Source organism: Trebonia kvetii (genome assembly GCF_007827045.1).
Lineage (GTDB): Bacteria > Actinomycetota > Actinomycetes > Streptosporangiales > Streptosporangiaceae > Trebonia > Trebonia kvetii.
The window spans coordinates 658,249-679,005 of sequence record NZ_RPFW01000006.1; the positions used below are offsets into that span (position 1 = coordinate 658,249).

The 20,757-nt window shown below is 69.5% G+C and carries 22 protein-coding genes; 10 read left to right on the plus strand and 12 right to left on the minus strand.

Features of this window, described 5'->3' with window-relative positions:
* Positions 1-10 precede the first annotated feature (10 nt).
* Positions 11-1,594 carry a hypothetical protein gene (locus EAS64_RS31680; RefSeq protein WP_187366313.1) on the minus strand — a complete coding sequence of 528 codons (1,584 nt, stop codon included), beginning with the start codon at positions 1,592-1,594 and terminating at the stop codon, positions 11-13.
* A 203-nt stretch (positions 1,595-1,797) separates the two neighbouring features.
* On the opposite strand from EAS64_RS31680, the gene EAS64_RS44005 reads away from it, so the two are divergent.
* Entirely contained in the window at positions 1,798-2,487 is a 690-nt protein-coding gene (locus EAS64_RS44005; protein ID WP_187366314.1) for a class I SAM-dependent methyltransferase, read from the plus strand.
* Positions 2,488-2,527: 40 nt separating this feature from the next.
* Here EAS64_RS44005 and EAS64_RS31690 read toward each other — a convergent pair whose 3' ends face one another.
* Genes EAS64_RS31690 through EAS64_RS31700 form a run of 3 tightly spaced genes read right to left on the minus strand, consistent with a single transcriptional unit; the run spans position 2,528 to position 5,272 of the window.
* Positions 2,528-3,382: an FAD:protein FMN transferase gene (locus EAS64_RS31690; RefSeq protein WP_145858984.1), complete on the minus strand. Its 855-nt coding sequence runs from the start codon at positions 3,380-3,382 to the stop codon at positions 2,528-2,530.
* On the minus strand, positions 3,379-3,909 hold the full coding sequence (locus tag EAS64_RS31695) for an FMN-binding protein (protein WP_145858986.1): 531 nt from the start codon (positions 3,907-3,909) through the stop codon (positions 3,379-3,381). Before EAS64_RS31695 ends, EAS64_RS31690 begins: the two co-directional genes overlap by 4 nt.
* A 49-nt stretch (positions 3,910-3,958) precedes the next feature.
* Complete coding sequence (locus EAS64_RS31700; protein ID WP_187366315.1) at positions 3,959-5,272, minus strand: ferredoxin reductase family protein; 1,314 nt, start codon at positions 5,270-5,272, stop codon at positions 3,959-3,961.
* Positions 5,273-5,696: 424 nt separating this feature from the next.
* On the opposite strand from EAS64_RS31700, the gene EAS64_RS31705 reads away from it, so the two are divergent.
* Positions 5,697-8,036 (plus strand): heavy metal translocating P-type ATPase, encoded by a 2,340-nt coding sequence (locus tag EAS64_RS31705; RefSeq protein WP_246115938.1) that lies wholly within the window; start codon positions 5,697-5,699, stop codon positions 8,034-8,036.
* A gap of 299 nt (positions 8,037-8,335) precedes the next feature.
* On the plus strand, positions 8,336-8,593 hold the full coding sequence (locus EAS64_RS31710) for a hypothetical protein (RefSeq protein ID WP_145858990.1): 258 nt from the start codon (positions 8,336-8,338) through the stop codon (positions 8,591-8,593).
* A 27-nt stretch (positions 8,594-8,620) separates the two neighbouring features.
* Here EAS64_RS31710 and EAS64_RS31715 read toward each other — a convergent pair whose 3' ends face one another.
* Together EAS64_RS31715 and EAS64_RS31720 are read right to left on the minus strand one after the other, a co-directional pair.
* On the minus strand, positions 8,621-9,034 hold the full coding sequence (locus EAS64_RS31715) for an arsenate reductase ArsC (protein ID WP_145858992.1): 414 nt from the start codon (positions 9,032-9,034) through the stop codon (positions 8,621-8,623).
* A gap of 480 nt (positions 9,035-9,514) precedes the next feature.
* Complete coding sequence (locus EAS64_RS31720; RefSeq protein ID WP_145858994.1) at positions 9,515-10,285, minus strand: helix-turn-helix domain-containing protein; 771 nt, start codon at positions 10,283-10,285, stop codon at positions 9,515-9,517.
* Positions 10,286-10,448: 163 nt separating this feature from the next.
* Here EAS64_RS31720 and EAS64_RS31725 point away from each other — a divergent pair, with 163 nt between their 5' ends.
* On the plus strand, positions 10,449-10,877 hold the full coding sequence (locus EAS64_RS31725) for a hypothetical protein (RefSeq protein WP_145858995.1): 429 nt from the start codon (positions 10,449-10,451) through the stop codon (positions 10,875-10,877).
* A gap of 352 nt (positions 10,878-11,229) precedes the next feature.
* On the opposite strand, the gene EAS64_RS31730 is transcribed toward EAS64_RS31725, so the two are convergent.
* Positions 11,230-11,478: a hypothetical protein gene (locus EAS64_RS31730; RefSeq protein WP_145858997.1), complete on the minus strand. Its 249-nt coding sequence runs from the start codon at positions 11,476-11,478 to the stop codon at positions 11,230-11,232.
* A 278-nt stretch (positions 11,479-11,756) separates the two neighbouring features.
* The gene (locus EAS64_RS31735) at positions 11,757-12,482 is read right to left on the minus strand and encodes a DUF4389 domain-containing protein (RefSeq protein WP_145858998.1); all 726 of its coding nucleotides are present in this window, start codon (positions 12,480-12,482) and stop codon (positions 11,757-11,759) included.
* Between the two features lie 832 nt (positions 12,483-13,314).
* Between EAS64_RS31735 and EAS64_RS45180 the strand changes: the two genes are divergently transcribed.
* Complete coding sequence (locus tag EAS64_RS45180; protein WP_222849755.1) at positions 13,315-13,614, plus strand: hypothetical protein; 300 nt, start codon at positions 13,315-13,317, stop codon at positions 13,612-13,614.
* A complete protein-coding gene (locus EAS64_RS31745; protein ID WP_145859000.1) occupies positions 13,611-14,027 on the plus strand; it encodes a type II toxin-antitoxin system VapC family toxin in 417 nt (138 codons plus the stop codon). The genes EAS64_RS45180 and EAS64_RS31745 overlap by 4 nt, the downstream gene beginning before the upstream one ends.
* On the opposite strand, the gene EAS64_RS31750 is transcribed toward EAS64_RS31745, so the two are convergent.
* The 4 genes from EAS64_RS31750 to EAS64_RS31765 form a co-directional block, all read right to left on the minus strand.
* Positions 14,024-14,290: a DNA alkylation repair protein gene (locus EAS64_RS31750; protein WP_145859002.1), complete on the minus strand. Its 267-nt coding sequence runs from the start codon at positions 14,288-14,290 to the stop codon at positions 14,024-14,026. The two genes, EAS64_RS31745 and EAS64_RS31750, sit on opposite strands and share 4 nt — an antisense overlap.
* Positions 14,291-14,512: 222 nt before the next feature.
* Positions 14,513-14,740 (minus strand): AbrB/MazE/SpoVT family DNA-binding domain-containing protein, encoded by a 228-nt coding sequence (locus EAS64_RS31755; RefSeq protein WP_145859003.1) that lies wholly within the window; start codon positions 14,738-14,740, stop codon positions 14,513-14,515.
* Positions 14,741-15,119: 379 nt separating this feature from the next.
* On the minus strand, positions 15,120-16,304 hold the full coding sequence (locus EAS64_RS31760; protein WP_145859005.1) for a hydroxymethylglutaryl-CoA reductase: 1,185 nt from the start codon (positions 16,302-16,304) through the stop codon (positions 15,120-15,122).
* Complete coding sequence (locus tag EAS64_RS31765; RefSeq protein WP_145859006.1) at positions 16,301-17,860, minus strand: long-chain-fatty-acid--CoA ligase; 1,560 nt, start codon at positions 17,858-17,860, stop codon at positions 16,301-16,303. Before EAS64_RS31765 ends, EAS64_RS31760 begins: the two co-directional genes overlap by 4 nt.
* A gap of 265 nt (positions 17,861-18,125) precedes the next feature.
* Between EAS64_RS31765 and EAS64_RS31770 the strand changes: the two genes are divergently transcribed.
* The 4 genes from EAS64_RS31770 (at position 18,126) to EAS64_RS31785 (ending at position 20,242) form a co-directional block, all read left to right on the plus strand.
* Positions 18,126-18,953, plus strand: coding sequence for an esterase/lipase family protein (locus tag EAS64_RS31770; RefSeq protein ID WP_145859008.1), 828 nt, complete (start codon positions 18,126-18,128; stop codon positions 18,951-18,953).
* A gap of 27 nt (positions 18,954-18,980) precedes the next feature.
* A complete protein-coding gene (locus EAS64_RS31775) occupies positions 18,981-19,262 on the plus strand; it encodes a hypothetical protein (RefSeq protein ID WP_145859009.1) in 282 nt (93 codons plus the stop codon).
* 193 nt (positions 19,263-19,455) lie between these two features.
* On the plus strand, positions 19,456-19,752 hold the full coding sequence (locus EAS64_RS31780; protein ID WP_145859011.1) for a hypothetical protein: 297 nt from the start codon (positions 19,456-19,458) through the stop codon (positions 19,750-19,752).
* 109 nt (positions 19,753-19,861) lie between these two features.
* A complete protein-coding gene (locus EAS64_RS31785; protein ID WP_145859012.1) occupies positions 19,862-20,242 on the plus strand; it encodes a helix-turn-helix domain-containing protein in 381 nt (126 codons plus the stop codon).
* Positions 20,243-20,757: the final 515 nt, after the last annotated feature.

A 20,757-nucleotide genomic window follows, 5' to 3' on the forward strand; every position in this document is an offset into this window, starting at 1 on the left:
GGATATCGCGTCACCGTCTCCTGTGACTGGGCCGATGGTGCCGTGCGCTGCCGCGGCGGCGCCGGAGGAGCACTGCGCCGGCCGCGCCGGCGCAGGCCAGCGCGGCCGCGGCCAGCCACGCGGCCGTAGTAGCGAAACCGCGCGGCCGGGCGTTCGCGGCCTTCGCTGTGCCAGCACCTGCCGCGGTGCGTCCGGATGTCCCCGGTGTTCCTGGCGATGGCGTCCTGGACGCGGGCGTGCCCGTGTTGTCCGGCGGGGTGGTGGCCGCGGCGGGCGAGCTGAACGTGGCGGTCTCGAGCGCGGCCCCGTCCTGGCCGGCGACTACGACCGCGGTCAGCAGTCCGTCGTGCGTGCGGGCGAGCGCCAGTTCCTCGCCGATCTCGAAGAAGCCGGGACCAGGCGGTGCGGGCGTCAGCTCCCTCAGCCCGGCGAGGCTGACGGCAGCGCCGCGACTCGTCAGGGTGATGCTGGCCCAGTGGTACCCGAGACGGTCACCGGAGCGGGTGTGGACGGCGCACAGCAGCCGCACTTCGCCGGGTGACAGCAGTCCGAGCGCGGGTAGCAGCAGGTCGGCGCCGGCTGGCGGGTTCAGGCTCGTCTGCTGCCACGGGCCGCCCGGCGTGCCGGCGGCCAGCTTGATCACGCTCCGGCCCGATACCCAGAAGGGCGCGGCGACCATGAGCTTCCCGTCGGGGAGCGCGGCGATGTCCCCGGCGGGGAAGTCGTAGAAGGTGGCGCCCGGCAGGACCAGCGGCGGTCCGTCTCCGGTCAGCACCGGCTCCGGCTGCCGCGGGCGTCCGTCGGCACCGAGGACCGAGACGAGGACTGCCTGGCCTCCGGTCGCTGTCGTCTCGGTCCAGGAGACCGCTGCCTGCCCGCCGGGCAGCGGCGCGAGCCGCACGCCGAATGCCGAGTGGCCGCCGTCGCCGGGCATGGCGACCGGGGCGCCGAAGGTCATGCCCGCGTCGTGGGAGACGGCGACCTCGATCCGGTCAGCCCTGCCTACGTCCTGGCAGGCGTCCGCGTCAGGTCCCTGTGACCACGCTACCCATGCCGTGCCGTGCTGCCCGACCGCGACGATCGGCCGGTCATCGAAGCTGCCCGTCCCGCGCTGATCGCTGACCAGCCTGGCGGTGCCGAGGGTGCCGCGGGAGCCGACGCTCGCGATCGCGACGGAACCGCTGGTAATGCACTGCTCCCCAGGCGGCGCCGTGCCCGCCACCACGAGCAGCGGCCCGCCCGGCACGGCGGCCGCCGCCGGGTCGTAACTGGAGCCGAACCCGGCCGGCAGGACGGACCCCGACCGCCGCCACACCGCGCTGCCGACCCGCCTGGTCCAGACCGCCGCTTGTGCCCCTGCGGTGCCGAAGGTGGTCGCCGCGACCGCGGTGGCCGCGGCGTCCTGCGCCGCGGCCGGCTCCCCCAGACTGCGTACGGTCCCGCTCGCGACCTTCTCGACTCCCGGTCCGACAGGGCCGCCCGCCTTTCCGGATATCGCGGCCGGACTGGCGATCGCGTCCGTGCTCGGCGCCAGGCTCGCGGCAGCCGCCAGGCTCGCGGCAGCCGCCAGCACGCCGGCTGCCCGTCGGGGCATGCGGCTGTCCCGTCGATATCTGCACGTTTCGATCCGCCACCATAACCCGGCCGTGCTTCTCCCGTGCACCGTCCGGGTCGTATTCAGAGCCACTTAACGACCTCTGCGGAATCGGCGCGGATGCAGAAATTCTCCATGCCAGCTTGATCGGTGCGACAGATCCTCACCGCGTAACTTCCAGGCAACCTGAAGGGGGTGCCGTTTTGTCACTAGCGCGGATATGGGACAGGCGCGTCGCGGGCTGGCATACGCACGTCACCTCAGCGAGCGGATTCGACATAGTGCGCGACCGGCTGCTCGCCATCTCGGCCCCCGGGCCCGCCGATGCCTGCGTGGACCTGGGCGCGGGCACCGGGTTCGTGGCGCTGGCGCTCGCCCCGCTGGTGAATTCTGTGCTCGCTGTCGATATCTCGGCCGCGATGGCGGAATCTCTGGCCGCGCGTGCTGTGCAGGCCGGATCGTGCAACGTCAGAACCGCGGTGGCAGACCTGCGGGTCTTGCGGCTGCCGCCAGCCAGCGTCGACCTGGTCGTTTCCAGCTACGCACTGCACCACCTCAGGGACAACGACAAGCGGATGCTTGCCGCCGAGGCGGCGCGGTGGCTGCGTCCCGGGGGCCGCATCGTGGTCGCCGACATGATGTTCGGCCGCGGCGCGACCCAGCGCGACCGGGAGATACTCCGCGAAAAGCTGCAGACGTTCGCGCTCAGGGGCCCTGCCGGCTGGTGGCGGATCGCCAAGAACCTTGCCAGGTACGGGCTTGGCGTCGGCCACGAGCACCCGGCCGCACCGCAATTCTGGCAGCTGGCGCTGCGCGATGCCGGCTTCAGCGACGTGCGCTTCGAGCCGGTCGTCGCGGAAGCCGGCATCGTCTCAGGAACCCGCCCCAGGTAATCGCTGGCCTGAGGCAAAGCACTCAGGGAGGTGCGCGTCGTTACCGGGCTTGCGCGGTGCCGGCCGCGACGAGGGGAAACCGTTTCGTCCGCCGCTTGCTGCCGTCGGGGTTGATGATGAGCGCCTCGTAACCGTCGAGTCCTTCGATCAGCGCGAGGCCAGGCTCTCCGGCCACCGCCAGCGCGGTGGCCAGCGCGTCCGCGAGGCCGAGGTCGGGTCCGGTCACGCTGGCCGAGGCGGCGCGCGCGGCCGGCCGCCCCGAGCGAGGGTCGATGAGGTGCTCGCCCCGCTCGTAGGTTCCCGAGGTGGCGATCGCCCCGGTCAGCTCGACGATCTCAGCCAGGCGGTGCGGCGCATGAGGGTCGGCGATGCCGATCCTGAAGGGCGTGCCGTCGCCAAGGCCGCCGCTGCTTGCGATGTCGCCGGCGGCGTTGACGAGGACCCCGCAGATGTCACTGGCGCGGAACGCGGCGAGCGCCCGCTGCGCGGCCCAGCCTTTCACGTAGCCGGACGGGTCAAACCCACCGGGCACGGCCCACGGGTCGAACCACCCGCCGGACAGGTCGCGGGCTGCTGCGCAGAGGTCAAGCATCTCGGCCACCTCGACGGGGGCTTGGGCGCTGCTGGGATCTCCGCGGCGCAGCCGGCTGACTGGGCTGTCGGGCTTCCAGGTGCTGAAGATCTCATCGGCCCGGTGCAACGTGGCTACCGCCTCGGCTAGCTGCCCGCTGATCTCCTGGCTCGCCCGACGAGCGGCGGTGTCCGGGGTGGCGGAGCCCGCGGTCGCGTAGACGTCGATGACCACGATTGTGCCCATCACGTCCTCGAGATGGTGGACGAGGTGAACGGGCGGCGAGCCAGCCGGCCCGGCCGCCGCGCCGGGGTCAGGGGTCACCCGACGCCCAGCTGTTTCAGCGCCGCCTGCAGCGACTGCTGGAATCCCGCGCTGGTGTAGCTTGCCCCGGAGACGCCCTGGATGTTGGCGCTCTGCGCCGCCACGGCCTGCTGTTCAAGGACCGGGATGGAGTTCTGGTCGATGTACTGCGAGCGGGGGTTCCCGCCGTCGTCCAGGGAGGCGATCCCGACCTTGGTGATCTTGGTCCCGGACACCGTGACGGAGACCGACAGCACGCCCCAGCTGTAGTTCACCTGGGGCCCGACGGCCGTCCGTGAACTGCTCGGCGTGCCTGCCGAACTCGCCTTGGGCGCGGCAGACCGCCCGGCCTTGGCCTTGGACTTGCTCTTCGACGAGGGCGCCGTCCCTGAACTGCCCTGGGAGATGGCTGCTCCCGCGGGGCTGGTAGCGGCCGCTCCCGCCGCGGGGATCGTCGCGACGGAGATGGCCGGCGACCGGGTATGGAACGCAAGCACGCCGATGAGGCCCGCTACGGTCCCCGTGATTACGATTGGTGCCCGCTTCACAGCGCCGGGCCTTGGCTGGTGCGCATCTGCTGTCTGCCCCTTTCAGGCATCAGAACCCGAACGTCTCTGTGTGGATCTGCTCCGCGTCCGTCCCGAGCTGCAGCGCGGCGGCGGCGATCTCCGCGCTGAACCCGGCAGGCCCGCAGATGTACACGTCGCGGTGCGCGATGTCGGGCACGAGGGACCGCACGACCCGGGCGTTGAGCTTGACCTTGTGCCGCGACCCGACGATCTCCTGGAGCCGGCCGCGGCGCTGCCGGACCAGGGTGGCCACCTCGTCCCGGTGAACGAGGTCCGCTGGGGTCGACGCGCGGACCACGACCACCACGTCGACCCCGGCCGGCAGGTCCTCAAGCAGCGCGCGCACCGGGGTGATCCCGACCCCGGCGGCGAACAGGGCTACCCCGTCGCGGACGAGTGCGTGGCTGGTGAACGTGCCATAGGGGCCTTCGACCGCGACCCGGGTACCAGGACGCAGGCTGGCCGCCGCGCGGCTCTGGTCGCCGAGCCCCTTGATGGTGACCCGGATGTACGGCGGCCGCGGCAGGGCGGACAGCGAGTACGGGTGCCCCTGCCACCACATCCCCTTGGTGAGGAAGTGCCAGTGGAAGAACTGGCCGCCGGATACCGCAAGCCGGTCGAGATGCCGTCCCTGGCAGACCACCGAGACGACCCCGGGCGCCTCCTGGCGGACCTCGACCACCCGGAGCTGGTGCCGCAGGCTCCGCCAGACTGGCTGCGCGACCCGGAACACCAGGACCATCCCCGCGGTAGCCGTCCAGATAATGATCCACAGCGCCCTGACCAGCGGGTGACCGATGAAGGAGACGCCCGTGAAGATCTGGTGCGCGAACGCCATGGCGAGCCCTAGATAGAGGTACAGGTGAATGACCCACCAGGTTTCGTACCTGAGGCGACGCCGGACATGCCGGTACGAGCTGACCCCGGCCATGATCAGCAGGCCGAAGCCGACCGCCGCGGCAAGCATGTCCCGGTAGGACGTCACCAGCACCCACAGCTCGTGCAGCGCCCCGGTGCGCGCCGCCTGTGCGTAACCGAGTGTGATCAGTACTACGTGAGCCGTGATGAGGCTGATCGACCAGGGGGCAAGCTGCCGGTGCCAGCGGACCAGCCGGTCCTGGCCTACCGAGCTCTCCAGCCATGGCAGCCTGGCGATCAGCACCACCATGATCAGGATGAGATAGGTGCCGGCAAAGCCGGCGAGCCGGCCGGTCGCAGAAAACAGCCCGCCCGGCGCGGCGAGCGAGCCCCGGGACTCGCCGAGGATCACCGCGGCGAGGACGGCGCCGAAGCCAAGCCCGGCCAGCGCGGCACCCGCGTCAACTAGCGCAGGACGCGGCACGGGCGCCGGCGGTGGATTACTCCATGTCCGTGTTTCTTCCTGGGGTGGCAACTGACCAGACTCGTAGACTTGCCCGCCGCTCATCACGGCCACATTCTCACAGCTGAAGCTAATTTCCCCCTCTGAGCAGCCAGAGCATCACTTCTGAGCGGTCTAGGCCGAGGGGGCCGCCGTGGACGCCGGAGTCGGCTGGTCTAGTGGGGGCATGAGTGCTGATGACGGCGTCCCGTCGGATGCTCAGGTCCGGGCGGCTGCCGAGGGGCGGGCGACGCACCCCAGGGAGCCGCATGCCGGCGGCACCGCGGGCCGGCTGAACGGCTAGATCAGACGCGAGAAGACAGGTAAGCAAGGAGTGACCAAGGTCCCCAGGACGGGTACCTTCCGCCCGGGTGCTTCCCGGTCAGGGGGCGCGCATGCTGAGGGAATGATGGGGAGCGGTCTATTCCGGGCGGCGGCAGCACGGCTGAGCCGGCGGTCGGCGGCTGTGCTGCTGGCCCTGACGGCTGCTGGCCTGGCGGCGGGTGGCGTGGCCTGGCTGGCCGGTGCGGGCGGGACCGCGGACGTGGCGTGGCTCGCCGCGGCGGCGTGCGGCCTGGGCTACGCGCTGTGGTCCGCCGCCGACAGCATCCGGCGCGGTCGCCTGGGCGTGGACGTGATCGCGCTGCTCGCGCTGGCGGGCGCGGTAGCCGTCCGCGAGCTGCTGGCTGCGGCGGTGATCAGCGTGATGCTGACCAGCGGCCGGGCCCTGGAGGCGTGGGCGGCGCTGCGCGCCAGGCATGACCTGAGCGCGCTGCTGGACCGGGCGCCCAGGACCGCGCGCCGGTCGCGCGCCGACCGGGTGGAAGTCGTGCCGCTTGAGGAGATCGCGGCCGGCGACATGGTGCTCGTAGCGCCCGGTGACGTGGTCCCCGTGGACGGCATCGTGGCCGCGGGCGTTGCCGTCCTTGACGAGTCCGCCCTGACCGGCGAGGTCCGGCCTGCCGAACGCGTCCAGGGCGACCCGGTAGCGAGCGGGGTGGTAAACGCCGGCGGCCCGTTCAGCCTGCGGGCCAGCGGCAGCGCCGCGGAAAGCACCTACGCGGGCATCGTGCGCCTGGTCAGCGAGGCGGAGAACTCGCAGGCACCGTTCGTCAGGCTCGCCGACCGGTACGCCATGTGGTTCCTGCCCCTGACCCTCGCCGTAGCCGGGATCGCATGGGCGCTCGGCGGGCCGGCCCGCGCCGTCGCGGTTCTCGTGGTCGCGACGCCGTGCCCGCTCATCCTGGCCGCTCCGGTCGCCCTGGTCTCCGGGCTGTCGGCGGCCGCCCGGCGCGGCGTGGTGGTAAAGAGCGGAGGTGTCCTTGAACGGCTGGCCGGCTGCACCACCCTGGTGCTCGACAAGACCGGGACGCTCACCGTCGGGCAGCCCGAGGTGACCGCGGTCATCCCGGCCGGGACCGGTTGCCCGGACCAGGAAGAGATCCTGAGCCTCGCCGCGTCGCTGGACCAGGTGTCCGGGCACGTGCTGGCCGCCGCGGTCGTCCGGGCAGCGGCCGAGCACGGCAGCCCGATCAGCCGGCCGGCCGCCGTGACGGAGGTAGCGGGGCAGGGCATCACAGGCACCGTCGGCGGCCGCGTGGTCAGGCTGGGGCGCGCCGGATGGGTCGGCGCCGCGGAAACCGAGCCGTGGGTCCGGGCCGCGCGCCGCCGGGTCCGGCTGGACGGCGCGCTGACGGTGTTCGCCGCCGTCGACGGCCAGCCGGCGGGCGTGCTGCTGCTTGAGGACCGGATCCGCCCCGATGCCCGGCAGACCATCCGGGCAGTGCGCCAGGGCGGAATCAGCAGGATCGTGCTGGCGACCGGCGACCGCGCGGAAGCGGCCGACGCCGTCGGCGCGCTTACCGGCGTCGACGAGGTGATCGCGGAGCTCACCCCGGAGGACAAGCTGGACGTGGTGCGCCGTGAGCAGCGCCTGGCACCGGTGATCATGACCGGCGACGGGATCAACGACGCCCCCGCGCTGGCCCTGGCCGACGTAGGGATCGCCATGGGAGCCAGGGGTTCCACCGCGTCGTCGCAAGCGGCGGACGCAGTCCTCACCGTCGACCAGATCGGCCGCCTCGGCGAGGTGGCCGTAATAGCCCGGCGTACCCGGCGGATCGCCCTGGAGAGCGTGATGGCCGGCATGGGCATGTCACTGGCCGCCATGGGCGTCGCGGCGGCCGGGATGCTGCCCGCGGTATGGGGCGCGCTGCTGCAAGAGGCCATCGACGTCGCGGTCATACTGAACGCGCTTCGTGCCCTCCGGCCGGCCGCTCCCGAGGTCCGGCTGACAGCCGCCGACACCGGCCTCACCCGGCGGTTCCGCGCCGAGCACGAGGCGATCCGGACGGACATTGACCAGCTCCGGACGGTCGCTGAGACGCTGACCGAGCCCGGTGCGATGGCCAGGGTCCGCCGCATGTGCGAACTGCTCACCAGCGAGGTATGGCCGCACGAGCACGCGGAGGAATCGGACCTGTACCCGGCGCTGAACCGGGTGCTCGGCGGAGTGGACCCCACCGCCCCGATGAGCAGGGCGCACGCCGAGATCGCCGTCCAGATAGCGCGGCTCGGGCGCCTCGCTGACGATATCGGCGAGCGTGAGCCCGACGACACCGACATCGCCGAACTGCGCGGCCTCCTGTACGGCCTGCACGCCATCTTGCGGCTGCACACGGCGCAGGAAGACGAGACCTACCTCTCGCTCGGCGACAACACGGACACAGGCCGGCCTGCGGCCTGAGCAACCAGCGAGGACAAGGGCAGACAGACACGCCAGCGGGTTACCAGCCCTCAGCCCAGGAATCCGGCCGGTGCCACCGATAAGAGATTCCATCCCGAACGGGAGGTAGCGCTGCCGGCCCGCCCGCGTGATCGCCAGAAGGCGGGTGGAGCTCAGCCGTTTGCCTCTGTGTTCTGGTAGAGGGCTGCTACCGCCGCCCTGAGCGCCGCCGAGCCCGACACCAAGGCGAGTCGCCTCGCTGTTCATAGCCGCCGATCACGCCGACGACAGCTGACTTCACGCCTTCCGCGCCTAGCCGAGTGGGAGAACGCCGCTACTACAAACTCCTGCCGCAATTTGCGCAGACATTAAACGGCCGCTACGTCTACGAACAGGACGACGTGGTGACGCGCATGAAGGAGCACCTGAACCACGAAGACCGGGCGCGGACTGTTCGGACCGCCGCTCTTGACGTCTTCCAGGCACACGGCTTCGGCGAGGAGGCCGCCCGCAAATGGCTGCAGCGCCATCGGCCGGAGGAGGCTGTGAACGCGTGGCCGCGTGGTCGGCACCCATAGCGGCTGCGGAAGACCCGCAGCTTCCGCTTAGCGGTCTGTCTCCGGGGCGATCTCGGTGATCAGGCTTTCGACGAGCTTCTTGATCTCGTACCGGATGGGGCGGATGGCCGCAGTGCCCTGGCCTGCCGGGTCCTCCAGCGTCCAGTCCAGGTACTGCTTGCCGGGGAAGACAGCGCACGCGTCGCCGCAGCCCATGGTGATGCACACGTCGGATGCCTGCACGGCATCGATGGTCAGCACTTTGGGGGTCTCGGCGGAGATGTCGATGCCGACCTCGCGCATCGCCTCGACCACCGCCAGGTTGACGGCATCGGCCGGGGCCGAGCCCGCGGAGCGAACCTCGACCCGGTCGCCGGCGAGGTGGGTCAGCCAGGTGGCGGCCATCTGGGAGCGTCCGGCGTTGTGGACGCAGACGAACAGCACGGAAGGCTTGTCAGGCATCGGGAAGTCTCGCACCCGCCCGGTGGCAGAGACCGGGGCGCGGCAGACCTACAACACTCCCTCGGCCGCAAGTGGGGCCGCCTCCGGCACATCGACCAACGGATGGACATACTGGACAGCGGACACACCCGACGGGCGATTCTCACTCGCAGCGATCCGTGACGAATTCCTGGCCCGCCGACAGTAGCCGGACAACCCGGTCACCCCAGCGAAGGGCCCCAACTGCATAACCCGTGCAGATCGGCCACGCTTGAACCAGGATCACAGCATCTCCCGGACTGGACGCCGTGTCCGGTTACATTCCGTGTTAGGCGCTGGTTACCGCTTCACGATCTGTCTGTATCCGCCTTCGATCTGCGCCGGCGGCGACCTCGCAGACCAATCCCCGTAGGCCAGGGTGTTCAGGCGTGCCTGGGGGTTCTGTTGTGCGGGCCGAGGTGCAGCTTACCTACGTGATCGAGATCGCTCTGGCGAGGGAATTCATTCTGTCCGTTGCCGGTCGGCGAAGACGCGGGTGATGGCGGCGGTCCGGCTGGATACCTGCAGCAGGCGGTAGATGTTTTCCAGGTGGGTGCGGACGGTCCCGTCGGAGATGCCCAGGCGGCGGGCGATCTGGGCATTGGTGTGCCCGGCGGCCACCAGGCGCAGCAGTTCCTGCTGCCGGGCGGTGAGCCGCGGGACCGGGTGGCGGCGGCGTTCGGCTTGGAGGTAGGCCTGGTGCAGGTGCGGGCGCAGTACGGTGAGCAGGTCATGGTGACGGCCGGAGAAATCTGGGCCGGGGCCGCGGATGAAGACCAGCCGCAGGCTCCTCCCGGGCCCGGCTGTCCACCCCGGGGCGTCGGGCAGGCACAGCATCAGCTCGTGCTCGATCCCGTACGGCCTGCAGCAGTCCTGGTACATGCCGGTGCTGTGCCATTGCCGGGCGGTGTAGAAGTCCGAGATCTTCACGAGGCTGCGCAGGTCGCCGGTGCGCTCAGGGTGGCTGCAGGGGCTGTCCCAGTAGTGAGCCCAGAACGACGAGACGTCGTAGGCGGGGTCGTCGGCTTCGGCTGGGACGGTCTGCCCGAACCAGTCCGTCATCCGCCTGCTGTCTGTGCCCCCGAAGACCAGGAAGTCGCAGCCGGCCAGTTGCGCCAGGTCGCTGAGCAAGGACGGCGGCAGTCCTTCGGCCGGGGGATCGCCGCGGTCGTCAGTGACGATCCGGGCCAGGGCGCGCAGGTCCCGCCCGCTGGCTGCTGCCGGTCCTTTCATAACGCCGTCCCTCCCAGGCCAGGTTACTTCGGCTGCGGCCGGCGCGACATACGCAGAACGTCGGATGGCCGCGATCGCCGGGACTGTGCACCCTTGCAGGTAGCTCGACGGGCAGCCGGCTGGCTGCAGCGCAGTCAGACGCGGGCGGAAGTGAGGTAAAGGCGTGTACGACCCCTCCTTTCTTGGCGCCTTCGGGCGGCTACGGCAGCAGGAGATGCTGGCGGACGCCGACCGGCGGCATGCGGCGCGACGAAGGGCGAAGGTGAACAGAGCACGCTGGCCAGAGCAGCGTGCCGAACGGCGGCACTGGTACTCGCCGACGTCCTGGCGGCCGGCTGCGCGGGTCCGGCGCGAGCCGCTCGAAAGTAACCGTCAACACGACTTGGGCATCTCCGCCCGCGTCGGTTGCGTCGGCTGCGCCGGCAAGGAGAACGGCAACCCGGCCGCCGGCAACAATCCGCGGTATGCCGAGGTGGTCGAGGTCATCTTTGATCCCGGGCAGCCGCGGGACATCCTCGAGTTGTTATCCAGCTCCACCAGCCCGGCCCCTGGGCAGGAACCAGTTCAGTCCGCATCGGTGCGCTGCGGTTGACCGCTTGGCGGACGGCGGCGATCAGGGATGCGTAGCAGCGGACCAGTGCCGCACACTCGAGGAGGGGCCACTCCGGGAGACCTGTGCCGTCGCCCCGGCGGAAGCCGTGGGCTGCCGTGCGATGAGGGACGGTGCGGCCGGCGGGGTCCAGCCCCGTGGTCCAGGCTGCGAGACAGGTAGGAGGCAGGTAGGGCGATCATCAGGCGCGGCTGGGGGTTCTTGCGTTAGCTCCAAGGCCTACCGACTGCGCATGCCGGTGACAATGCCCTGACAGGTACTCTCGCAGTCGGTGGTGCCCGGTGACTGCCGCCGATCGGCTGCGTGCCGGAAGGTGCCGGTTCCTGCGGTGGCGCTAGTTACGCTGAGAGATCTTGTCGGACTCGGCGATGCGGCCTGCCCCGAGGGCCCGCAGTCCCTCTCCCAGGCGCTCGCGCGCCTGTCGCAGCAGCTTGAATGAATTGCTCGAAGGGCTCTGCGGGGCGGCGCGTTCTGGGTCGGCTCCGTGTTCTTCGATGAGGTGAGTCTGAAGTGCCGCCGCGACTTCGTCGGTCGCCTTCAGCGCCTGGTAGATGGCCCGGTCTCGGGCGGTGTCGTCAACCACGGTGTCCTCCGATAGCTCGTTGCATCCTAGGCATCACTTTCGCCGCTGCGGCGCGGGCGCCGCGTCGGCGGCTGCCGCTGCGGGCGGTGCGGAGACGAGGATGGTGTCCTCGTTGTTTAGATCCCTGGACCTGCGGTGGGACGGCAGCATGACGACCGCGAGAAGTGCGCCGAGCCCGAGAAGCGCGGCAGAAATCGTAAATGCCAGGGTGTATCTGTGGGTGGGCCGTAGTTGGTCGTTATCCGCGTGGCTTGCGTGGATGCGGGCGAAAAGGTTCCTCAGCCGACCCGTGCGGCCGAAGCGGCCGATGCGGGTGCGGGGTCATCGGGTGCGGGTGCGGGCAGGTCGGCCCCGCCCTGGTCCAGTCGGAACGGCGGGTAGGAGTCGGTCATCAAGGCGGCGTACGCGATGACCCGCAGCACCCAGCGGTTCATGCCAACGACGAAGTCGTACAGCCCTCGCGGGTAGCGGCCCGCGAACAGCAGCGTGATCGCCGCGAAGCACACGAGCAGCCCGATCAGGCCACCGGAGAGGGTATCCGCCTGCCAGGTATTCCCGTGGGTCCCGGTACCGGTGTAGGCGGCCCCGCCGGCGAACACTGCGACAATGGCGTACTGCGGGATCGCCAGCAGCCACCACTTGACCAGGACTAGGCCGCGGGAGAGCCGCTCGGGATAGGCGATGTCCAGCCTCGCGGGGTAGTCCGGCTCCTCATCCAGGCTGAACGGCGGGTAGCGGTCGGTCCCCAGGGCACTGTAGGTGTAGTAGCCGACCCGCCAGGACCAGCGCAGCACCCCCAGGTTGAAGCTGAACAGCGGGCGAGGGTAGCGCGCGGTGAACAAGATCGCGAAGAACGCGATGACGGTGACGACGGTGAATGCGATCCACAAGAAGAACAGCACGATGTAGTGCGGGATCGCCAGCAGCCACTTGACCAGCCACAGCCAGCGGCTCAGCGGCTCGTCCAGGCGAGCTCGAACCTGCACAGGGTAGCTCTGGTCCATGGTTCCTCCTTGCCAGTGCCTGCGGATGCCGCATCCATGCCACGGGTACGCAATGCACGCCTAAGGGCGGATAACCGGGGCCAGAAGTCCCGATTCCCGGCCTTTCTCGGTGGTTCCGGAGCGGGAACCGCGTCGTGGTGCAGAAATCTCGGTGCTGCCAGCAGACCTCACTACGTAGGCGGGCGGAAAGGGCCAATCTGAACAAGCCCTATCAGCGTGGCTGATGACGGCACCCGATCGCGTTCCCGCGGTGCGCGCTACTCGCGCGCGGCTTCATGTCGGGCAGCCGCGCGGGCCGTCGGTCTAGACGGGAGACACTGACGAGTTCGCGCCGGCATCCGGTGATGCGGCACCCGTGCGCGGACGGCCGGGGTGGAAGTCGCCAGTCGCCGGCTCTGCGCCGTTCGTACCTGCGGGCTCGGGCCGGGCAAGGCGTCTCGCCGCACGTTCGGGGACCGCGACACTCGCCGGTGGCCAGCAAGCGCCGCTCACCAGCGTCATCCCGCCGTGGTGGGCGGCACCGGCTAAGCATGGCGCCCCGGTCCCCTCCTCGGGCTGGGGCGGGGCTGAGTCCTGGCCTTTCCCTGCCGGGGCAGACACTGCCCCATAGCGGCGCGCCAGCGGCTGTGCGCTGACGCCGTGCGTGATCACGCTGAGCAGGACCGTGGCCGTGATGACCGCCACCGCCAGGCTGGCCGCCTTTTCGCCGAGATCCTCGACAGGGACGGTCATGGGCTCATGCGCGGCTGTCCCCGCTCCCACCAGCGCGACCAGGACGAGCGCAGGGTGCAGCGGTCTAGGCGCTACTGATACCATGCGGTATCATCTGCTTATGGCCATGACGCTTCGACTCAGCGAAGAACAGACCGAGGCCCTCCGGCGGAAGGCCGAGGCTGAGCATCGTTCCATGCAGCAGGTCGCCCAAGCTGCCATCGACGCCTACGTCCATCAGCCCACTCCGCTGCGCCGTCAGTTGGTCCCGGCAGCCGAGCTCGTAGGACTCTTCGGTGACCTGCCGCCGATGAATGCCGCGGATTTCCGTGCCGAGCAAGACCGCTACGCCGACACCGACGCATACTTCGACGCCTACAGCCGCGCTGGCGATCCCGAGGACGCCCAGGACGGAGAGTGAGCACCCGCTACCTGCGAGGGCTCGGCGACACGAACATCCTGATCTTCCTGGAGCGGCTGGCAGCAGATCATCTGCCGTCCGAGCTTGCCATCAGCACGGTCAGCCTCGCCGAGCTTTCAGCAGGAGTCCACTCGGCCGTCGATGCCGTCGAGCGCGCCCGGCGGATGATGCGCGTGCAGCGAGTGGAAGCCACCTTCAGCCCGCTGCCCTTCGACGTCGAAGCAGCCAGGCGGTACGGAATCATCGCCGCCGAGGTCATCAGCATCGGCCGCAAACCGCGCGGGCGCGTGGCCGACCTGATGATCGCGAGCATCGCGGCGGCGAACAGGCTACCTCTCTTTACCACCAACCCAGCAGACTTTCACGGACTCGAGTCCGTCATAACCGTCGTCCCGGTTTCCGTCCCGGCTTAACCGCGGATTTCCTGCGGTCGAGATCCTGACGCTCGTCCTGCTGGGACGGATTCCCGCCGGGCGCGGAGCTGATCCGCCGTCTCCACCGGGAGGCGGCGGACCGCCTCGCGGAAGGTGACGCCGGAGATCTCCCGCAGGTGGCGCGCCGTCCAGGCGGCGACCCATTCGGGGTCACGCTTGGAGGCCTCGCGCAGGACCCAGCCGATCGCCTTGCGGATGAAGAACTCTTTCTCGCCCAGCATCGCAGCCCTGACGTGAGCCATAAGCTGCCGGATCTCCGATGGGGTCGGCTCGTCCAAGCGCCGGGTGCCCCACTGCTCGGTCACCCGGTTCCAGGGACATAGTCGGCGAACGTCGGCACAGGCGGGCGCTTCCGGATGGCGGCGGCGGTCAGGTCGTCAGGGGGACAGGCCCATCCGCTCCAGGATCAGCAGCGCCGCGTCCAAGGCGGCCTGCTGCGAGGCGGCGGGAAACAGAGGTGGCAGTCATCGGGAAGCTCCTTGCGCGTGCGGGAAGAAGCCGTGGGCGCGAAGGGCCTGGTCCACCACGGCGAGACAGTAGGCAGTGAGGGTGTCGGAGGCAGGCACTGCGGCCAGCAGTACCCGGTCGCCGGGCCGCAGGCCGCAGCGGCGGCGCAGCGCGGCGGGGATCGCGATGTACGCCCGGTCTGGCAGGGTCACCATGCCGCCCGGGTCGCGGCGGGCGGTTATCACCGGCGGTCAGGGTTAGCCGGTCACCGGCAGACCAGCCCAGCGCGCTGGTCACGGTCCGGTCAGCGATACGGCCCGAGGCATCGATTCGGCCGATCCCGTAAACCACATCCTCGGGCGCCGGCGGCACGGGCTCGGCGTGCGCCAGAGGCAGCGGCCGACCCGTGGCGGACCCGGGCCGCTGCCGGGCCTCCGAAACGCGGGACGACGGGATGACAGGTGCGAGAAGCGGCGCGGTCACGGCTGCCTCCCCGCAGGGAGGAGAGCGGGATCGGACGCCGGAAGGCGGGCGACATCGAGGCCGACCGCAGGCGTGTTAAAGCGGGATGCGTGAGTTCGAGTGTCCGAGCCGCCACTTGAACACGCTGTAGTAGCGGGCGTGCTAGGGCCTGTTCCGGCCGAGCCGCTCATGCGCGTCGACCCACTCCCCGGCCACGACCGCCGAGCCGAGCGAAAGCTCGCCGCACAAGACGGTCGCCGTGACGATCTCCGCGAACTTGAGCACCTTGCCTGTCCCGTAGCAGCCCAGGAGCTCAAGGCACTCGCGCTGGGTGGGAAGTCCGGTGCCGCCGCCGTAGGTCGCGACGATCAGGGCGGGGATCGTGATCGAGTAATAGTAGGACCCGTCGTCGAGCAGCTCGCTGTGCACGAGCGCGGCCGATGACTCGGCCACGTTCGCGATGTCCTGGCCGGTCGCCACGAACAGCGCGGCGATCCCGTTAGCCGAGTGATTGCCGTTGCTGTTCACCCCGGACAGCAGGCCGCCGAGGTTGGACATCTGGCGGGCGCAGAACATCTCCTCAGGGGTGGTGTGCAAGATTTCACGGATCAGTCCGGCCCGGATCGTCGCTTCCGCTGTGACCCGCTTGCCCCTTGTGGCGAGGATGTTGATCTGCGAGTTCTTCTTGTCTGTGGCCAGGTTGGACTCCAGGCAGAACTGGCGCACCCCGGGGTAGCGGTCCCGGATCCAGTCGCACGCCCGTGACGTTGCCTTGCCCGTCATGTTCTGGCCGGCGGCGTCACCCGTGGTGTAGTTGAACCGGAGGAAGATGAACCTGCTGGCCGAGAACTGCTCGATATCGTGCAGGCGGCCGGTGTGGGTGGTCGCATCGGCCTCCCGCTTGATGGCGTCGAAGCTCGCGGTCACCCATTGCCCGAAGGCCCTGGCCTCTCGCGCGCTGTCGAACCCGAACGCGGGCGCTCGCTGCATCCGGTCATCCATCACGGTGGTCGTGACCCCGCCGGCGTGGTGCAGCAGCTTCATGCCTCGGTTGTAGCTGGCCACGAGCGTCCCCTCGGTCGTCGCCAGCGGCACGTAAAACTCACCGCGTGCGTGCTCGCCGTTGACGAGGAGCGGGCCGGCTATCCCGACCGGCACTTGCGCCACGCCGATGAAGTTCTCGACATTCCCGACGACCGCGGCCGGGTCGATGGAGTAACGGCCGATATGCGCGGGACGGGTGCCGGTGGCATCGCCGAGGAATTCCAGGCGACGCGCACCGGCGCCTCGGGTGTAGTCCTGATTCAGGCGCGGGATCGGGGCGCGCTGACCCGTGGTCGTCGTCATGGCCGCGATCCTTCGTAATCGCGCGGGCCCGCGCTCCGCACGGCGGCCGGGAGCAGTTCATCCTTCAGGACCTTGCCCAGGGTGTTCTTCGGCATCTCGGCGCGGAACTCGATCACCCGCGGGTACTTATAGGCGGCGAGCCGCTCCTTGCAGAATGCGGTCAACTCCGGCGCAGTGACCTGAGTACCGGGGCGCGGCACGACGACGGCCATGATCTCCTCGCCCATCCGCTCGTGCGGCATTCCGATGACGGCGGCCTCGACGACCGCCGGATGCGCGCGCAGCACGTTCTCGATCTCTAGCGGGTACACGTTGTACCCGCCGCGGATGATGAGCTCCTTCGCCCGGCCGACGATGAACAAGAACCCGTCCTCGTCGAAATAGCCGAGGTCACCGGTGTGGAACCAGCCGCCAGCGAAGGCGCGTGCGGTAGCTTCCGCCTGGTTCAGGTATCCCTTCATCACGTGCAGACCGCGGGTGACTACTTCGCCGATGTTGTCCTTGCCTGGCGGCAGTGCCTTGCCGTCTTCGCTCCATATCTCCGTCTCGGTTCCCCAGATCGGCTTGCCGACGCTGTAGATCCGCCGGTCGCTGGCGTTCTTGTTGAACGTGACGGTCGATGCCGTCTCCGTCAGCCCGTAACCCTCGAGGACCGGGATGCCGAAGCGCTTCTCGAACGCGTCGAGAACGTCCGCGGGTATCGAGGCCCCTCCGGAGATGGCGACCCGGAGCGAGGAAACGTCGTGGCTGTCCAGGTCCGGGTACGACAGCAGGCTGATGAACATGGCAGGGACGCCCTCGAAGATGGTGGCCCGGTCACGCTGGATCGCCTCTAGGACAACGGCGGGATCGAACCGCGGGATGAGGGACATCGTGCAGCCGAACCGCACGCACACGTTGAGGATGCTGGACAGGCCGAATACGTGGAAGAGCGGGAGAACCGTGATCACCACGTCGGCTGGCTGCACGTCGAAAAGGCGGCCGGGGACATCGGCGTTCATGTACAGCTGCAGGTGGGTAAGCTCGGCGCCTTTGGGTTGCCCCGTCGTACCGGAGGTGTACATGATGACCGCCGTGTCGTCCGGTTTGCGCTCGGCGAGCCGGCCGCTGGCCGTGGCTACCGCCAGCAGGCGGCTGAAGGAAATGGCGCGTTCGTCGTCGCTGCCGCCGACGGCGTAGATCTCGCTCACCCCGGCTGACGCCGCGCCGGTCAGCGCGTGATCCAGCGCGCCACCCCACGTGATGAGGATCTTCGCCGCTGAGTCGCCGAGGATGAATGCCACTTCGGGCGCCTTGAGCATGATGTTGACGGGCACGGCAGCGCCGCCGGCCTTGAGGATGCCGAAGTAGGCGACCACGAACTCGGGGATGTTGGGCAGTTGCAGAGCCACGGCGTCGCCCGGCCTTATCCCGCTGGCTTGCAGGCTGGCCGCTACCAGGTCGGACAGCCCGTCTAGCTCGGCGTACGTCAGTGACCCGCCCGGATAGAGGATCGCCGGACGGCCGGGGGAGTCGAGCGCCGTTTCCCGCAGGATGACCGCAAGGTTGAAATTCATCGCTTTGCTCCCCTTTTCCGTCACCCAACGCGCGCCGCGCGAGGGATCCAGGTTGTGACGGATCCGGCACAACGAAGCGACGTTGTCTTCTTCAGCGTTTGTCGTCCAGCCGGCTCGTGTCAGCGGCGTTTGTCCTGACCTTGCGGGACCTTCGCCACGTACCGTCGCCGCACGTGATGCCTTGCCGGCAGCCGCGGGCTGGGCTGTAATGAACGGGCTGGGCCGTAATGAAGTGGTCTGTCCGGCGGCGCTGTGGAGGTGGACGGTGACGCCAGCGGAAATCCGCGCGGTGGGCAAGCTGGGCGGTCACGCCATGGCCGGGCTGGTATCCCGGATCGAGCAAGCGCATCTGGCCACCGGGCAGCGTGTCTTCACCACTCTCGGGCCAGTGAGCGGGATGGCGCGGCCGGCCCATGATTCTGTCTCGCGTGCCGTATACCTCGCGGTCCGGGCCACCGGCCGGGCGGCAGGGACGATGGGCGGACAGGCGGTGTCGCTGCTCGGGGCGGCCAGGCAGCCGCTGAGGGGTGGGCCGGGCGGTGGCGTGGCGATGGCCGCGCTAAACGCGGTCACTGGTGATCGGCTCGGCCGTGATCTGGCCCCGCTGGCCATCCGCATGGCCGTGCGGGCGGACGGATACGACCTCGACCCCCTGACCGCCGGCGCGGTCGCGGCGAAGTTCCCGCATGCCACGCCCGGCATCGCCGTCTTCGTCCATGGGCTAGCGGAGACGGAGAACTCCTGGCGGCGCCGTGCCCGTGCGTCCGCGCCCTACGGGCCCCGCCTGGCGGCGGAATTCGGCTATGCGCCGGTCCATATCCGGTACAACACCGGCAGGCACGTGTCCGCCAACGGCCACGACCTGGCTGAGCTGCTGGAGAGCCTGATGGCGGCGTGGCCGGAGTGGGTCGGCGAGATCCTGCTGATCGGTCACTCGATGGGCGGCCTCGTCATCCGCAGCGCGTGCCACTACGGTCGGCGAGACGGGGCCGCCTGGGTAGACCGGGTCCGGCACATCTTCTATCTCGGCTCACCGCATCTGGGTGCCCCGCTTGCCCGGGCTGCCGGGTATGCGGGCTGGGTCCTGGGGTAGGCGCCAGAAACCAGGCCTTTCGCGGGCATGGTCGCCTCGTCGGACGGGATCAAGGACCTGCGCGTCGTCAGCGCCACCGTCACCGCCCGTCCCGGTGGTCCGGTCGGTGCCGCGGTTGGCGACTTGCTGGTCCAGCCCGCCAGTGCACACGGGTGGCGTGGCACGGTTCGCCACATCCCGTTCCGTGTGGACCTGGGCCGGCAGCTTGGCGGCCTGCATCATTTCGACCTGCTCAACCATCGCGATGTGTGGGCAGTCATGCGCGACCTGCTCCGTGAGCACCATGACAGCGCGGCGGGCCCGGAGTAGCGCCGGTCCGCCGCGCTGTTTGGGTGCCTAACTTCCCCGGCATGCTGGCGCCTCGGCCGAAGCCGGCGTGCTCCGGTCGGTCAGGTGAAGCAGGTCCTCCGCGCCCGGCCATGGCGCCGCGGCATGCTGCTTGATTTACCTAGCGATCGATTGATATACTTAGCAACAGGAGCGGATCTAGGAGGTTAAGGTCATGGGTACCACGGTTCGAGAGGAGCTGCAGGACGAGTTCCTGTCTACCCTCCGCAAGGGCCAGGACATCGCGCTAGACGCGCTGAAGACCCTGGTCGAGAGTGTTCAGTTCGTCACCCCCGCGATGCCGGCCGTCCGCGTGCCGCTGGCCGACCGGCTGCCGACGGCGCACGAGGTTGTGGCCGGCGGTTACGACTTCGCCGAGCGCCTGCTCGCCAACCAGCGGCAGTTCGCCGACGAGGTGATCACGGCAGTGTCCCCGCTGCGGCCCGTTAGGGCAGAGAAGGCCGCCGAGTGAGGCCCAGGCACACGGAATCCCCCGCGCGCGGGGGAGGAACGGGCCGCGGCAGCGCCGGAAACCCACCCCGGGCTGCTGCGGCCCGTTCCCCTCGTGAAGGAGGCAGGCCGTGACGGACCTGTGGCAGTCGCAGCGGGAAGTGCTTGGCGCCTTCATCCGGCAGCAGCGAAAGCGGGCTGGCCTGTCGCTGCGCCAGCTCGCTGAGCTGACCAGCCTGTCCAACCCTTACCTCAGCCAGGTGGAGCGAGGCCTGCACCAGCCGTCGGTCCGCGTGCTCAAGGCGATCTCCGACGCGCTTAACCTGTCGGCCGAGACGCTGCTGGCTGAGGCAGGGCTGATCGACGCGGTGGCAGGCACCAGCCCGGACAGGAAGCAAGCCGACCAGGAGCTAGCGGTGCCGGCCACCGAGGTCGCGATCCGCGCCGACCAGCGCCTCAACGAAGACCAGAAGGCGGCGCTGATTGCCGTCTACCGCAGCATGCTCGGCTAGTTACCGGCACCGGGCAAATTCCCCTCGTCCCGTTGGGGACCCGCGACGCTATCCGGCCGTTTAGCCTGTTCACCACGACCGCCTCCGATTTTCCGTTTCGAGGCTGCTGAAGTTCCCAGTGGCCGGTAACGGGATCGTCTTGCCGCAGGAAGACACCCCGTGGAAGGCCGGCCGCCAACATGCCCAAAGCGGATGGACTGCGCGCCACGGCTCAGACAGCGAAACCGGCGGGCGGCGCTCTCTGCAGTTCGCGCAGCGTGTGGTCATCTGCCAGGTTCTAAATATCGCGCCGACGTAGTCGTTTCCCGGTCGCCCGGATCGGCGATCGACGCGCCTCAGTACGGTTAGCCGCAAGATTGGCGGTGTCGCCATGCGCAAAGGGGTTGTGTCCGAGAGGGAGTTGAATCCGCTCTGTTGTGACGTGCGGCTTTGCATCTTGGCCCGATCCTGGAAACGGACCGGCACTGGTCAGTGACGTGCGATTGTGTCCGAGGGGGACTTGAACAAGGAAACGC

Excerpts from the sequence above, each read along its gene's own strand:
- EAS64_RS31680 (WP_187366313.1), bottom strand. The coding sequence starts at position 1,594 with ATGCCCCGACGGGCAGCCGGCGTGCTGGCGGCTGCCGCGAGCCTGGCG.
- EAS64_RS31705 (WP_246115938.1), top strand. The coding sequence starts at position 5,697 with ATGATGGGGAGCGGTCTATTCCGGGCGGCGGCAGCACGGCTGAGCCGG.
- EAS64_RS31715 (WP_145858992.1), bottom strand. The coding sequence starts at position 9,034 with ATGCCTGACAAGCCTTCCGTGCTGTTCGTCTGCGTCCACAACGCCGGA.
- EAS64_RS31720 (WP_145858994.1), bottom strand. The coding sequence starts at position 10,285 with ATGAAAGGACCGGCAGCAGCCAGCGGGCGGGACCTGCGCGCCCTGGCC.
- EAS64_RS31735 (WP_145858998.1), bottom strand. The coding sequence starts at position 12,482 with ATGGACCAGAGCTACCCTGTGCAGGTTCGAGCTCGCCTGGACGAGCCG.
- EAS64_RS45180 (WP_222849755.1), top strand. The coding sequence starts at position 13,315 with ATGGCCATGACGCTTCGACTCAGCGAAGAACAGACCGAGGCCCTCCGG.
- EAS64_RS31750 (WP_145859002.1), bottom strand. The coding sequence starts at position 14,290 with ATGGCTCACGTCAGGGCTGCGATGCTGGGCGAGAAAGAGTTCTTCATC.
- EAS64_RS31760 (WP_145859005.1), bottom strand. The coding sequence starts at position 16,304 with ATGACGACGACCACGGGTCAGCGCGCCCCGATCCCGCGCCTGAATCAG.
- EAS64_RS31765 (WP_145859006.1), bottom strand. The coding sequence starts at position 17,860 with ATGAATTTCAACCTTGCGGTCATCCTGCGGGAAACGGCGCTCGACTCC.
- EAS64_RS31775 (WP_145859009.1), top strand. The coding sequence starts at position 18,981 with ATGGTCGCCTCGTCGGACGGGATCAAGGACCTGCGCGTCGTCAGCGCC.
- EAS64_RS31780 (WP_145859011.1), top strand. The coding sequence starts at position 19,456 with ATGGGTACCACGGTTCGAGAGGAGCTGCAGGACGAGTTCCTGTCTACC.